We start from the raw sequence: 13,477 nt of genomic DNA on the forward strand, positions 1-13,477 counted from the left end.
TTCGATGGCAATACGACCGCCGATGAAGCACTCATCCGTTCCTCCGATTGCGAACTGCAACATAACGGCGCAATACGAGCCTTGCTCGAGTATCCGTAGCCACCACTGCTCGTCCCGAACAGTCGACATAGCGCGCCGCACGGCCAGTCGGCCTTCCGCGCACCTCAATACAAACGGCAACGGCTGCGACGCTATCCCAGGCCGAAGCAGACAGCGCCGATGCATCAACCCACTCCGAGGCACCGCGCAACCGGTAACGCAACCACAATCGCTCGACACCTTCGACGAGTGGCTGCGCAAGCCCGCGCCTGCCGCTGCCTTCGCAATACAGCTCAGGCTCGCCCGTCGACGCGCTGACACGCGCGTAAAAGCGATTGACGATCAACGGTTTCGCATCAGCCGCACCGACACCCTGACCGAGGCAATCCGTCGCCTGGCCGGTTACCGTAAGCCACGTCGACACGCCGTCGCCAACGTAGCGCACGACGAGCCCGTCCGAGCCATTCGCAAGCGGATCGCACGCCGGCTGAGTATCCGCACCGACAGCCCGTGCCCGCACGCATCCGAAGAGTCCAGGCGCCGGCAGCACATCGTGCGCATCAAGTGGCACGAAACCGGCCATCTGAATCTGCTGAGCGAGCAACACAAGCGCCGCTTGCGCCGAATCGCGCATCCGTGCGGCATCCGCCGCCGCCGCATACGCTGCCCGTTGGACGCGATAAAGCGACACCGCCGTTAGCAAAATCAGCAAACCGAGCGTCATCGCGACCATTGCCTCGATCAACGTATGGGCGCGCCAATGCGATATCCGATTCATCCGCCGCCCGCAGTCGCAAAAGCAAGCGCCACACATCGCACGCCGCCCGCCGTTACAAAAACCCCAGTGCAACTCGATGGACCTTCGGCTGCCGGCTGTGCACCGGCCCACTCGATTCGCAGCGTCGCCATGCCGCCGCCCGCGCCGACAAGCGCCAACTTGCCATGCGGCAACGCAGTCACCGCTGCTTGCCAGTCAATGCCCGCCGGTCCGACAGACCGGGCCGTTTCAGCCCAGGAATCGGCGAGAAGCCATGCCTGCTCGCGATATACGGCATCACGCTCGCTGCGTATCGCCGCAAGCAATGCGGCAATCACACTGAGCGCGGCCATCGCAAGCAGTGCCGACGCGACTGTCACCTCCACCAGCGAGCCGCCCCGCGTCATACGGCGGCGCTTCACGCCGGCGCTCCACAACCGCCCTCCGTGATCCGCACCCGGCCGCCCGACGCGATCCGCAAACAACGCCGCCAGCGCTCGCCGCGCCATACGCCCGATGCATCGTGTGGCGTAAATTCGAAACTCCGAAAACCGCCGATCACTTGTCCTGCCGGCGGCGTGAACACAATGTCGCCGCCCGCACCCATCACGGCCACCTGCGAATCGCGCGCGAAACGCCGCAGCACGCGCGTACCGCGAGCGCCATCCGCAACGACCACCAACCAGCCGCACGACCAATCGGTCGCACTATCGTTACAGGGCCGGCCCGCCGCGATACATCCGGCTGCCGTGCCGGCCCGGCATAGCACGACGCGAGTGCCGAGTCTGAACGCTTCTGCACGCGCATAAGCCAACGCCGCGCCGAATATGCGAGCGCGCGCCTCGACCCGATCGCGCATTCGCGCTCCGGAGAGCGTCGATGCCGTCAACGTCGTGGCGAGCGCGATCAGCACAAGCACAACCATCAGCTCGATGAACGTAAATCCCGCCGCTACCCGCCAGTTGCTGCCCGCCTGCATCGTGCGCCTCCGTCAATCCGATGCGTCGACTCTACCGGTACGTGCGCATGCATACCATCTGCCGATTGGCCGAGTCGCGCGTCATGGCGACGCGAACGACAATCGTCCAGGCGAGCATGGTTGCCGCGCGATAAGCCCGGGCAATGCACACAAGAAACGGACGGATTACGGAATGAAAAAGGAAAGGATATATGCAAGCTCAACGCTTGCGCGGCGGCTTCGCGGGCGCCGTGCGCCGGAACTCTTCGATCACGTCCGCGAACTCGGACACGTCCTCGAACCGCCGATAGACAGACGCGAAACGCACATAGGCAATCGTATCGAGAGCGCGCAGCTCGTTCATTACGAGTTCGCCGAGCCTTTCACTGCGGACCTCGCGCTCGCCGGATGCGAGCAATTGATATTCGATGCGTGCGACCGCCGCGTCGATCGCGTCAGCCGCAACGGGACGCTTGCGCAGCGCCAGTTGCATGCTTGCGACGATCTTGCGGCGATCGAATTCGGTGCGGCTGCCATCTTTCTTCACAACGGCAGGCAACGCCAGCTCGACCCGCTCATACGTCGTGAAACGCTTATCGCAGGCCGAGCAGCGGCGGCGCCGGCGTATCGCGGCGCCGTCCTCCGACACGCGAGAATCCACTACTTGCGTGTCGTCGTGCCGGCAAAACGGGCAGCGCATGGCCGATCAGCGGTAAACCGGGAACCGCTTCGTCAGCTCGGCGACCTGTGCACGCACACGCGCGATCGTCGCTTCGTCCTCCGGATTCTCCAGCACGTCGGCGAGCAGATTACCCACGAGTTCGACCTCCTGCGGGCCAAAGCCGCGCGTCGTCATCGCCGGCGAGCCAAGACGGATACCGCTCGTCACGAACGGTTTTTCCGGATCATTCGGAATCGCATTCTTGTTGACCGTGATGTGCGCCGCGCCGAGCGCCGCTTCCGCCGCCTTGCCGGTAATGTTCTTCGCGCGCAGATCGACGAGCATCACGTGGCTTTCGGTACGGCCGGACACAATGCGCAGGCCGCGCTTCACGAGCGTGTCGGCCAGCACGCGTGCGTTCTCGACCACCTTCTGCTGATACGTCTTGAACTCAGGCGACAGCGCTTCCTTGAACGCCACGGCCTTCGCCGCGATCACATGCATCAGCGGGCCGCCCTGGATGCCCGGGAAGATCGCCGAATTGATCTGCTTCTCGTATTCGGCCTTCATCAGGATCACGCCGCCACGCGGGCCGCGCAGGCTTTTGTGCGTGGTCGTCGTGACGAAATCGGCGTGCGGCACCGGGTTCGGATAGACGCCCGCGGCAATCAGCCCCGCGTAGTGCGCCATGTCGACCATCAAGTAAGCGCCGACCGACTGCGCGATCTTCGCGAGACGCTCGAAATCGATCTTCAACGCGAACGCCGACGCGCCCGCGACGATCATCTTCGGCTTGTGCTCTTCAGCGAGCTTCTGTGCGGCGGCGTAGTCGATGTCCTCGCTTTCGTTCAGGCCATAGCTGACGACGTTGAACCACTTGCCCGACATGTTGACCGGCGAGCCATGCGTCAAATGGCCGCCGTGCGCAAGGCTCATCCCCATGATCGTGTCGCCCGGCTTGAGCATGGCGAAAAACACGCCCTGGTTCGCCTGCGAGCCGGAGTTCGGCTGCACGTTCGCGGCTTCGGCGCCGAAAAGCTGCTTCACACGGTCGATCGCAAGCTGCTCGACGATGTCCACGTACTCGCAGCCGCCGTAATAGCGCTTGCCCGGATAGCCTTCCGCATATTTGTTGGTGAGCTGCGAGCCCTGCGCCGCCATCACGGCCGGGCTCGTGTAATTTTCCGAAGCGATCAGCTCGATATGCTCTTCCTGGCGAGTGTTCTCTTGCTGAATCGCTTGCCAAATTTCGGGGTCCACATTCGCAATGGTGCTCTGGGCTCTGTCAAACATACGGTTTCCGTTAAGTGTGTACAGGTTGACCGAAAATGGCCGAATATGTCGCCCGGCCAGCTCGACACGGTGGAGAGCCAGCTCGACGTAGCGGAGGATTCCGTGGAACGCGAGGCAGGACAGCCACCGGCGATGCGCACGCGACACGGCGCACAACGGCTGCCCAGGCGAACGGCAAAAGCGAACCCCGCGCTTCACGGTGGGACGCTCCACCTTGGCCCCGAAAGGCCTTATCGCCAGTCACGCAGGGAGATATTGAGCGCATTAGTTTATTGGATGCACGGTGAATAGGCAACCAAACGGAGCTTGCCGGACCATGCCGGCCGAAAAAAGGGGCAAATTGATTGGCACCGCCGGCCCGGTCTGCGCGGGGTGCGCGTCTGGCGCATCCCGGCCTTGTCGCACCGCCGCAATGCCAGTAGGCTAGCGTGTTCCACCAAGCAAGCGTCCCAAGCGTCCATTAAGGAGCAGCAGCAATGATCGTGTTCGTCACCGGCGCGTCGGCGGGTTTCGGCGCCGCCATCGCCCGGATCTTCGCCAAAGGCGGCCATCGTGTCGTCGCCACCGCGCGCCGCAAGGATCGTCTCGACGCGCTTGCCGCCGAGCTAGGCAACGCGCTTTTGCCGCTCGAACTCGACGTCCGCGACCGGGCGGCCGTCGAAGCCGTGCCGGCGTCGCTGCCTGCGGAGTTTGGCGCGATCGACGTGCTCGTCAATAACGCAGGCCTCGCGCTCGGCGTCGAGCCTGCGCACAAGGCAAGCCTCGACGAATGGCAAACGATGATCGACACGAACTGCTCGGGCCTCGTCGCGGTCACGCGCACACTGTTGCCGGGCATGATCGAGCGCGGCCGCGGCCATATCTTCAATCTCGGCTCGGTCGCGGGCAGCTATCCGTACCCCGGCGGCAACGTCTACGGCGCAACCAAGGCGTTTGTACGCCAGTTCAGTCTGAATCTGCGCGCGGATCTGGTCGGCACGCCGCTGCGTGTGACCGATATCGAGCCGGGCCTCTGCGGCGGCACCGAATTCTCGAACGTGCGCTATCGTGGTGACGACGCAAAGGCGGCAAATGTCTATGCGAACGTCGCCCCACTCACCGCGCAGGACATCGCCGACACGATCTACTGGATCGCCACCCGCCCCGCGCACGTAAACATCAATACGATCGAGATGATGCCGGTCGCGCAAGCCCCTGCCGGGCTGACCGTTCATCGGAGCTGAGCCGGGTCGAGCGCGCGGGGGCCAGCAAAGCCGCCCCGCGCGACGACATACCGTTACGAATCGAAATCGCCGTTCCGGTAGAATGCGCGCCATGATTGAGCCCACCCAACAGCCAGACGCAGCGCCAGACTTTGTGTGGCCCGTTCGCGTGTACTACGAGGATACCGATACCGGCGGCGTCGTCTATTACGCGAACTACCTGAAATTCTTCGAGCGCGCGCGCACCGAATGGCTGCGTGCGTGCGGCGTCGACCAACGGCGCGTCGCCGACGAGACGGGAGCGATCTTCGTCGTCTGCGATGCCGCGCTCAACTACCGCGCCCCGGCGCGGCTCGACGACGCGCTCACGATCACCTGCAAGATCGACCGGCTTGGCCATGCATCGGTGACGTTCACCCAACAGGCGTGGCGGGACGATATGCTCCTCGTCACCGCCAAGGTGAGAATTGCCTGCGTCGATCGCACCGTGTTCCGATCGAGCCTGATCCCGCCGCCCGTCTTCGAGGCGCTCAAGCGGGGGCCGGCCGCGCGCGGCCTGCGCGACGGCGGTGTCAACGCCGAGCGCCCGGGTGCCGTTTAGACACTGCCGATGAACTTCACCCCCGTGACCCGCTACTAAGCTAGGTTCGGCGGGGTGCCTGCGGCGCGCCAAACCGAATGGCCCTGCAGCGCGCCGCCGGAATATTCCGGCCGGGCACCCTGGTCAGGCCCTCCCCGAAGGGGACGTTAATCAAACCTCTATGAACACTGCTCAAGACCTGTCGATCATCTCCCTCGTCCTCAATGCGAGCGTGCTCGCTCAGGCGGTGATGGGGCTCCTGCTCATCCTGTCGCTGATGTCGTGGACCTTCATTTTCCGCAAATGGTTTGCGATCCGCCGCGCCCGCGCACAAACCGAGCGCTTCGAGCGCGACTTCTGGTCGGGCGGCGATCTGCAGGCGCTGTACCAGAGCGCGGCAAACAATCGTCACACGATCGGCGCGCTCGAGCGGATCTTCGAATCGGGGATGCGGGAATTCCTCAAAGCGAAGGAAAAGCGCCTGAGCGATCCGACACTCCTTCTCGATGGCGCCCGCCGAGCGATGCGCGCATCATTCCAGCGTGAAATGGACGTTCTCGAATCCAACCTGTCGTTCCTCGCGTCGGTCGGCTCGGTCAGCCCGTATATCGGTCTGTTCGGCACCGTCTGGGGGATCATGAACTCGTTCCGGGGGCTCGCGAACGTGCAACAAGCCACGCTCGCGAACGTCGCGCCCGGCATCGCCGAGGCGCTCGTCGCAACCGCGATCGGCCTGTTCGCCGCGATTCCGGCAGTCGTCGCGTATAACCGCTACGCGCACGATATCGACCGCCTCGCGATCCGCTTCGAGACGTTCATCGAAGAATTCTCGAACATCCTGCAGCGCCAAGCGCAATAAGGAGCACGCGATGGCCGGCACCCCCATTCGTTCCAGCATGCGCGGCGGCCGCTCGCGCCGCTCGATGGCCGACATCAACGTCGTGCCGTACATCGACGTGATGCTCGTGCTGCTCGTCATTTTCATGGTCACGGCGCCGCTCGTCGCGCCGTCGATCGTCAATCTGCCGACCGTCGGCAATGCGGCGCCGCAGGATCAGACGCCGCCCGTCGTCGTCAACATCCGCGCCGACGGCAAAATAAGCGTTCGCTACAAGAGCGAATCGGGCGCGTCGCAGGAAGATGCGATGACGAAAGCCGAGCTTGACAGTTTCATCGTGTCGCGCCAAGCCGATCACCCGGATCAGCCGGTTGTGATCGCGGCGGACAAGACGGTTCAGTATGACGCGGTCATGTCGGTGATGTCCGATCTGAAGGCGCGCGGCGTGAAGCGCGTCGGCCTGCTCGTCAAATCGCAATGATGTCGAGCCAACCACGCGCCGCCTATCCGCACAAGCCGCCGCGCGAACGCGGCACCGGCCGCGCGTTCCTGCTCGCGGCGCTGATGCATGTTTTGCTCGCGCTCTTTCTTTATCACGGCATCCAGTGGCCAAACAGCACGCCCGCAGGCGCGCAGGCTGAGCTTTGGACCGAGATTCCGGACACATCCGTGCCGCGCCCCCCCGTGAAGGCGGCCCCTGCTCCTGAACCGGTCAAGAACGACGAAGCGGATATTGCGTTGCAGCAAAAGCGGCGCGCACAGCAGGCCGCGGCCCGCGAAGCCCAACTCGAAGAGCAGCGCCGGCAGCGGCTGAAGGCGCAACAGCTTGCCGCACAACAAGCCGCGCAGCTTGCCGCCCAGCAGGCGGCGGAGCGCGAGAAGCAGAAGCAGGCCGACAAGCTCAAGCAACAACAGCTCGCCTCGGAACAGCAGCGCAGGCTCGAGCAACAAAAGCTCGAGCAGCTGAAGAAGCAAGAGAAGCAGGAGCAGCTTGCCGCCCAGAAGAAGGCCGAGGCCGAAAAAGCGGCGAAGGCCGCGGCGGCGGCCAAGGCGAATGCGGCGGCGCGCGTGAAGCTCGACAAGGAACGGCAGGCCCGCCTCGCGCAACTGCAAGGGATGGCCGGCTCGGGCGGCGGCGAAGGGCTCGCGAAGAGCGGCACCGGCACCGGCTCGGGCGGCACTGCGGCGTCCCCCGGTTACGCGGACAAGGTACGGCGGCGCGTGAAGCCGCACATCGTTTGGGGCGGCGAGCGCGAAGGCCTCGTCACCGTCGTCTCGATTCGTTGTACGCCGTCGGGTGACGTGCTCAGCGCGTCGATTCGCCGTTCCAGCGGAAATTCGGGGTGGGATCAGGCCGTGATCAACGCGATCCAGGCATCGGTGCCGCTGCCGCCCGACACCAACGGCCAAACCCCCAGCCAGATTACGATTACCTTCAGGGCGGCGGAATAGACGTATTTACGCGTACACTCGCGCCGTCGCGACGGGAACGAATCGGGTATCTTTGAGTCTTTCGCGCAAGCAAGCACATACGGGAACAGGAAGCATGAGTTTGATGACGAAGCTAGGTTTTAGGGCACTCGTGGCCTCGTGTTTGATCGCGGCGGGCACCGGCGCCCACGCGCAAGTGAACGTATTGATCACGGGCGTCGGCTCCACCCAGTTTCCGATCGCCACCGCCAATTTCGTCAACGAAGCGAGCCTGCCTCAGCAGGTCACGTCGATCGTGCGCGCCGATCTGGCCAGAAGCGGCAAATTCACGAACGTCGACGCAGGCAGTACGCCCGTGCCCGAAACGGCGTCACCGGACTTTGGCGGATGGAAGGCGAAAGGCGCGAACGCGTTCGTCGCGGGCAGCGTGACCCGCGAATCGGGCGGCCAGTACAAGGTCAACTTCATCCTGTACGACACGGTCAAACAACAGAGCCTGGGCGGCCTGTCGCTGACGGCGTCGAACGACGGCGAAGCAATGCGCAAGGCTGGTCACAAGATCGCCGATTACATCTATCAAAAGCTCCTCGGCGTGCGCGGCGTGTTCAACACCCGCCTGTCGTATGTGCAGCGCACCGGCAATTCGTACCGGCTGCTGATCTCCGACTCCGACGGACAGAACCCGATTCCCGCGCTCACGAGCAAGGAGCCGATCATCTCGCCGGCGTGGTCGCCGAGCGGCACCAAGGTCGCGTATGTGTCGTTCGAGCTGAAAAAGCCGGTCGTCTACATTCACGATCTGCCGACCGGCCGCCGCTACGTGATCTCGAATCAGAAAGGCAATAACAGCGCGCCCGCGTGGTCTCCGGACAGTCAGACGCTCGCGGTTGCGCTGTCGCTCACGGGCAACACGCAGATTTATTCGGTCAATGCGTCGGGCGGCGGGCTCAAGCGCCTCACGCGCAGCGGCTCGATCGACACCGAACCGTTCTATTCTCCTGATGGCAAGTGGATCTACTTCACGAGCGACCGCGGTGGCGCACCGCAGATTTACAGAATGCCGGCCGAAGGCGAAAGCGCTGGCGCGGCGCAGCGCGTGACGTTCACCGGCAGCTACAATACAAGCCCGCGGGTCAGCCCGGACGGCAAGCTGCTCGCGTACATCTCGCGTACCGGCGGGGGCTTCAAGCTGTATGTCCAAGATCTGCAAACAGGGGCGGCGAACGCCGTCACCAACACGACGCGCGACGAGTCGCCGAGCTTTGCGGCGAACGGCCAGTACATTCTGTACGCCACTCAGTCGGGCGGCCGCAGCGTACTTGCTGCCGTCCCCTCCGACGGCAGCGCGCCGCCGCAGATCCTGTCCATTCAGGGCGGCGTGCGTGAGCCGTCCTGGGGGCCCTTCATGCAATAACCACAAGGAGAATCAATATGATGTCGAAAAAACTTCGTCTTGCGCTCGCGATGCTAACGATCGGCGTGCTCGCCGCGTGTAAGTCGGGCGTGAAGGTCGACGAAAACGCCAATCAAAACGCATCGCAAACGAATCCGGAAAACGTCGCGCAAGTCACCGTCGACCCGCTCAACGATCCGAACAGCCCGCTCGCAAAGCGCAGCATCTATTTCGATTTCGACAGCTATTCGGTGCAGGATCAGTACCAGCCGCTGCTGCAACAACACGCGCAATACTTGAAGAGCCACCCGCAGCGCCACGTCCTGATCCAGGGCAACACCGACGAGCGCGGCACCAGCGAGTACAACCTCGCGCTGGGCCAGAAGCGGGCCGAAGCCGTGCGCCGCGCGCTGTCGCTGCTCGGCGTTGCGGATACGCAGATGGAAGCCGTGAGCCTCGGCAAGGAAAAGCCGGTGGCACTCGGCCACGACGAAGCGTCGTGGGCGCAGAACCGCCGCGCGGACCTCGTCTATCAACAGTAAGTCACGGAAGAATCGCTGTATGACGCACCGTTTTTCCTGGATGCACACCGCCGCTTCGTTGTGCATGGCCGGCGCGGCTCTTGCGGCTGCGCCGGCCCAGGCCGGCCTTTTCGACGATGACGAGGCCCGCCGCGCGGTGCTCGACCTGCGCAGCAAGACCGAGAACCTGACGAGTCAGCTGTCGGCCGCACAACGCACGATCCTCGACCAGTCAGGCCGTCTCGACCAACTGAATCAGCAGGTCGCGACGCTGCGTGGCGAAAACGAGGATCTGACGAACCGCCTGACGACGCTCGAGCGTCAACAGAAGGAGTACTACACCGATCTGGACGCCCGCCTCAAGAAGTTCGAGCCGCAGCAAAAGACGGTGGACGGCGTCGAAGGCACGGTGCAGCCGGGGGAAACGGACGCGTTCAACGCCGCGTCTCAGCAATTTCGCAACGGCAACTTCAAGGGCGCGGCGGCTTCGTTTCGCTCATTCATCGCGAAATATCCGCAAAGCCCCTATCAGCCCACCGCGCAATATTGGCTCGGCAACGCGCAGTATGCGCTTCGCGACTACCGTGGCTCGAGCGCGACGTGGCAAAACCTCGTAAAGAACTACCCGCAGCATCCGAAAGCGGCCGACGCGCTCGTCGCGATCGCGACGAACCAGATCGAACAAGGCCAGAAAGCCGCTGCGAAGAAGACGCTCGAGCAGGTCGTCTCGCAATACCCGGGCACGGATGCCGCACAGGCTGCACAAAGCAAGCTGGATGCGGTCAAGTAGCGGAAAAATGCGGTTCGCGACGATCGAATTTATTGACAACCCTGTAAAGCGGCCGCTATAATTTTGCCTCTTTGGGTCGTTAGCTCAGCTGGTAGAGCAGCGGACTTTTAATCCGTTGGTCACTGGTTCGAATCCAGTACGGCCTACCAAGATGTACAAGGGTCTCCTATGGAGACCCTTTTTCATTTCCGTTCCGCGCCGTAAAACCATTCAATTCACTTCGACGCGGCACGACACGATATCAAGCGCGTCGCTCCAATTCGCGACCGCCCGATGGGGAATGCCGGACGCCCGCGTTACGCCCCTGCCGCTCACGCGCGCGACCTCGCGCAACGCATCGTCCGCCTCGACCGTGACGAGCACCTTGCAGATACGGGCCAGCGCGTCCGCATGCTGTTTGAGCCAGATGCCTCGCCGCTTGCGATCCTCATGCGCCTCATCGCTTTGCGCGCCGACATAAATCACGGCGAACGGCTCGCCTCGCGCGATCAGCGCATTCATTTCCGCCACCCACTGAACCGCGTAACCCGGACGAATCGCCTCCGATTGAACCCGAACGACAGGAAACCATTCGACGTCATGCACGACGAACGTTGAAGCATCGAAAGTCATATCGTCCCTTAGAAAAAATCAAACGACCGGATGCGCATCGAGCGCGGGGGCGTGTCATGCAGCGCTGCAATGCACGGTGCCGCCTGTCCGGTTTCGAGCAGCGCACGTATCGCCGAATTGCTCGGCACCGGTGCAAGCGATCCTCGCGTTCGGCGCCACCGATTTTCGGCGACGGTTCGCCGGGCGGTTAAGCTGTCGCTCCAGCCGCGCGCAAGCGCTGCGACAGCGGACGCGCGCCGACGCTGCGCCGGCTTCAAGCGTCATCGATATTTTTCTCATGCGCAAACGCCCGCTGTCGGCAGCCGCAGCCATCCGGGCTGCAACGGCATAGCGGACAATCGCCGCGCGGCCATCATCGAGCATCGCCGCCGACATCGAAGCGCATTCGAACCGATGCCAGTTCCTTCGGCAATCGCGCGGACCGCGTCCGCGTCCGGGGTATCGCGACGAAGCCAAGACGCTCGTAAAGCCCGCGAGCGCGAACATTATCGACCAGCACATCGAGCACTACGTCCCTGCCCGCTTCGGCGCCAAACAGACCCGCCGAGCGCGCATCGTCGAACAACGCGCTGAACGTGCCGCAGCCACGCCAGCGCTCGTCGGTCGCGCAATGCGCAATCAGGGTCTGCGTGCGCTTCGGTGCGGGCAACTCGCTTTCCAGCACGAGCCCGCGCAGCAGCATGCCAACCGTGCGCAGCGGGCCGAACCAACGCAGCAACATCCAAGCGACATGCAGATCGTCGAAACGGGTTTTGCGGCCGTCATGCGCGGCCAGCACCGCGCAGACGTCGCCGCTCTCCGTGACGGCGACGTAATGGCGCCGCCACGAGAACCGTCCGTATTCCGACGCAAACGCAAATTTCAAAAACCCGATGCATCGCTCGGGCGATTCATCGAGAAAAAAGCTGAACTCCCGCACGCCTGACGCGAACACGAGCGGCGCGCATGCGCCCGCGTCGCCCGCAACGGCGGTGCGAAAAAGCCGCGCCGGCGATCGCCGGCCGGCTTGTCCGCTCACCGCGGCATGCCCGCGCTCCAACGGTTTGGTCATCGCGCCGGCATTCAGCGCGCGAGCCGCACGAGCGCCGCGATCGTTCGATCGATCTGCTCGGGCTCGTGGGTCGAGCAAATGAAAAAGCGCAAGCGCGCGGTCCGCTCTTCGACGGCCGGATAGAAGATCGGCTGCACGTTGATTCCATCGTCGAACAGCGCATTCGCCCACTGCGCGGCCTTAATCGAGCTGCCGGTAATGACGGGCACGACCGCGTAACCGACGCTCGTGCCGGTATTGAGCTTTGCCGCACGTGCCTGCGTGAGGAATTGCAGCCCGCGCTCGCGCAGCGTCGCAATGCGTTGCGGCTCGGCCTGCAGCTTGCCGAGCGCGGCGAGCGACGCTGCCGCGAGCGCGGGCGACAGGCCGACGCTGTAAAGAAAGCCCGGCGCGAGATGGCGCAGGATATCGACGAGCGGCTGGCAACCGGCGATAAAGCCGCCGCATCCGGCCAACACCTTGCTCAGCGTGCCCATCCACAGATCGACCTCGTCGGACGGCACGCCGCAATGTTCGCGTATGCCCCGGCCAGTCGCGCCGAGCACGCCGAGCGAATGCGCTTCGTCGACCATCAGGAAGGCGCCGTAACGCTTCTTGATCTCGACGAACCGCTCGAGGTCGGGCAAGTCGCCGTCCATGCTGTAGAGGCCTTCGATCGCGATGAGCACGTGCCGGTAATCTCGCCGCACGCGCGCGAGCAGCGCGTCGAGCGCGCGCCAATCGTTGTGGGCGAAGCTCAAGCGCTTCGCGCCGCTCAACTGCGCGCCCTGCACGATGCTGTTGTGCGCGAGCGCATCGTGGATAACCAGATCGCCCGGCCCGAACAGCGAGCCGATCACGGTCACGTTCGTCGCGTGCCCGCTCACGAACACGACGCAGTCGTCGGTTTCGTAAAACGACGCAAGCGCCTGCTCCAGTTCGCGCTGCACCGGCCGCTCGCCCGCGACCATCCGGCTCGCCGATGCGGACGTGCCGTAGCGGTCGATCGCCTCCTTCGCGCGCGCCGACACCGCCGGATCGCCCGCGAGACCGAGATAATTGTAGTTCGCGAAATTCACGTATTCGCGACCGCCGATCTGCGTCGTCGCGCCAGCCACGCCGTCGTGCACGCGAAAGAACGGCGATGCCACGCGCAGCTTCTCGCCCATCTCGCGAATCAGCTTCACCTGCTGATATTGCGGCATTGCCTCGAACCAGCTTCGCGGATCGCCCGTCGCATGCGCGGCGGACGTGGGCAAAGCGCGCCGCGCGCCGCCGCCATCGTCGGACACGCGATCCAATTGCCGCTTCAGTGCTTTCGCCGCGAGCTGCTGGCGCAGGTGATCTCCCAATCCCATCTGAACCGTTCGCC

The 13,477-nt window shown here is 64.0% G+C and carries 16 protein-coding genes, 1 tRNA gene and 1 riboswitch; of the genes, 9 read left to right on the forward strand and 8 right to left on the reverse strand.

Annotated features, from left to right (window positions below):
* Positions 1 to 31: 31 nt before the first annotated feature.
* The 5 genes from BSIN_RS16245 to glyA form a co-directional block, all read right to left on the reverse strand.
* A complete protein-coding gene (locus BSIN_RS16245; protein WP_089341262.1) occupies positions 32 to 817 on the reverse strand; it encodes a PilW family protein in 786 nt (261 codons plus the stop codon).
* Positions 814 to 1,218 carry a type IV pilus modification PilV family protein gene (locus BSIN_RS16250; RefSeq protein WP_125910522.1) on the reverse strand — a complete coding sequence of 135 codons (405 nt, stop codon included), beginning with the start codon at positions 1,216 to 1,218 and terminating at the stop codon, positions 814 to 816. The genes BSIN_RS16245 and BSIN_RS16250 overlap by 4 nt, the downstream gene beginning before the upstream one ends.
* The gene (locus BSIN_RS16255; protein ID WP_089341264.1) at positions 1,215 to 1,775 is read right to left on the reverse strand and encodes a type II secretion system protein; all 561 of its coding nucleotides are present in this window, start codon (positions 1,773 to 1,775) and stop codon (positions 1,215 to 1,217) included. Before BSIN_RS16255 ends, BSIN_RS16250 begins: the two co-directional genes overlap by 4 nt.
* 199 nt (positions 1,776 to 1,974) lie before the next feature.
* On the reverse strand, positions 1,975 to 2,454 hold the full coding sequence (gene nrdR, locus BSIN_RS16260) for a transcriptional regulator NrdR (protein WP_059520038.1): 480 nt from the start codon (positions 2,452 to 2,454) through the stop codon (positions 1,975 to 1,977).
* A gap of 6 nt (positions 2,455 to 2,460) precedes the next feature.
* Positions 2,461 to 3,708 carry a serine hydroxymethyltransferase gene (glyA, locus tag BSIN_RS16265; protein ID WP_089341265.1) on the reverse strand — a complete coding sequence of 416 codons (1,248 nt, stop codon included), beginning with the start codon at positions 3,706 to 3,708 and terminating at the stop codon, positions 2,461 to 2,463.
* Positions 3,709 to 3,862: 154 nt separating this feature from the next.
* A riboswitch (ZMP/ZTP riboswitch) is annotated at positions 3,863 to 3,962 on the reverse strand.
* A gap of 222 nt (positions 3,963 to 4,184) precedes the next feature.
* Between glyA and BSIN_RS16275 the strand changes: the two genes are divergently transcribed.
* From BSIN_RS16275 to BSIN_RS16315, 9 genes are all read left to right on the forward strand, one after another.
* Positions 4,185 to 4,931, forward strand: coding sequence for an SDR family oxidoreductase (locus BSIN_RS16275; protein WP_059520040.1), 747 nt, complete (start codon positions 4,185 to 4,187; stop codon positions 4,929 to 4,931).
* Between the two features lie 82 nt (positions 4,932 to 5,013).
* On the forward strand, positions 5,014 to 5,511 hold the full coding sequence (gene ybgC, locus BSIN_RS16280) for a tol-pal system-associated acyl-CoA thioesterase (protein ID WP_059520041.1): 498 nt from the start codon (positions 5,014 to 5,016) through the stop codon (positions 5,509 to 5,511).
* A 160-nt stretch (positions 5,512 to 5,671) separates the two neighbouring features.
* Positions 5,672 to 6,349 carry a protein TolQ gene (gene tolQ / locus BSIN_RS16285; protein ID WP_059520042.1) on the forward strand — a complete coding sequence of 226 codons (678 nt, stop codon included), beginning with the start codon at positions 5,672 to 5,674 and terminating at the stop codon, positions 6,347 to 6,349.
* A gap of 10 nt (positions 6,350 to 6,359) precedes the next feature.
* Entirely contained in the window at positions 6,360 to 6,809 is a 450-nt protein-coding gene (tolR, locus tag BSIN_RS16290; protein ID WP_059520043.1) for a protein TolR, read from the forward strand.
* The gene (tolA, locus tag BSIN_RS16295) at positions 6,806 to 7,780 is read left to right on the forward strand and encodes a cell envelope integrity protein TolA (protein ID WP_089341266.1); all 975 of its coding nucleotides are present in this window, start codon (positions 6,806 to 6,808) and stop codon (positions 7,778 to 7,780) included. Before tolR ends, tolA begins: the two co-directional genes overlap by 4 nt.
* Before the next feature lie 94 nt (positions 7,781 to 7,874).
* Positions 7,875 to 9,173 (forward strand): Tol-Pal system beta propeller repeat protein TolB, encoded by a 1,299-nt coding sequence (tolB, locus tag BSIN_RS16300; RefSeq protein ID WP_059520045.1) that lies wholly within the window; start codon positions 7,875 to 7,877, stop codon positions 9,171 to 9,173.
* A 17-nt stretch (positions 9,174 to 9,190) separates the two neighbouring features.
* Positions 9,191 to 9,694 carry a peptidoglycan-associated lipoprotein Pal gene (gene pal, locus BSIN_RS16305; protein ID WP_059520046.1) on the forward strand — a complete coding sequence of 168 codons (504 nt, stop codon included), beginning with the start codon at positions 9,191 to 9,193 and terminating at the stop codon, positions 9,692 to 9,694.
* A 19-nt stretch (positions 9,695 to 9,713) separates the two neighbouring features.
* Positions 9,714 to 10,463 (forward strand): tol-pal system protein YbgF, encoded by a 750-nt coding sequence (gene ybgF, locus BSIN_RS16310; RefSeq protein ID WP_089341267.1) that lies wholly within the window; start codon positions 9,714 to 9,716, stop codon positions 10,461 to 10,463.
* A gap of 73 nt (positions 10,464 to 10,536) precedes the next feature.
* Positions 10,537 to 10,612, forward strand: a tRNA-Lys gene (locus BSIN_RS16315).
* Positions 10,613 to 10,673: 61 nt separating this feature from the next.
* Here the strand turns inward: BSIN_RS16315 and BSIN_RS16320 are convergent.
* The 3 genes from BSIN_RS16320 to BSIN_RS16335 all read right to left on the reverse strand — a co-directional run bounded on the left by BSIN_RS16320 (position 10,674) and on the right by BSIN_RS16335 (position 13,463).
* On the reverse strand, positions 10,674 to 11,075 hold the full coding sequence (locus BSIN_RS16320) for a hypothetical protein (RefSeq protein WP_089341268.1): 402 nt from the start codon (positions 11,073 to 11,075) through the stop codon (positions 10,674 to 10,676).
* Positions 11,076 to 11,427: 352 nt separating this feature from the next.
* Positions 11,428 to 12,126 carry a GNAT family N-acetyltransferase gene (locus tag BSIN_RS16330; protein ID WP_089341270.1) on the reverse strand — a complete coding sequence of 233 codons (699 nt, stop codon included), beginning with the start codon at positions 12,124 to 12,126 and terminating at the stop codon, positions 11,428 to 11,430.
* Positions 12,127 to 12,137: 11 nt separating this feature from the next.
* Entirely contained in the window at positions 12,138 to 13,463 is a 1,326-nt protein-coding gene (locus BSIN_RS16335) for an aminotransferase class I/II-fold pyridoxal phosphate-dependent enzyme (RefSeq protein ID WP_089341271.1), read from the reverse strand.
* Positions 13,464 to 13,477 lie beyond the last annotated feature (14 nt).

This window comes from Burkholderia singularis (assembly GCF_900176645.1).
In the GTDB taxonomy this organism is placed as follows: domain Bacteria; phylum Pseudomonadota; class Gammaproteobacteria; order Burkholderiales; family Burkholderiaceae; genus Burkholderia; species Burkholderia singularis.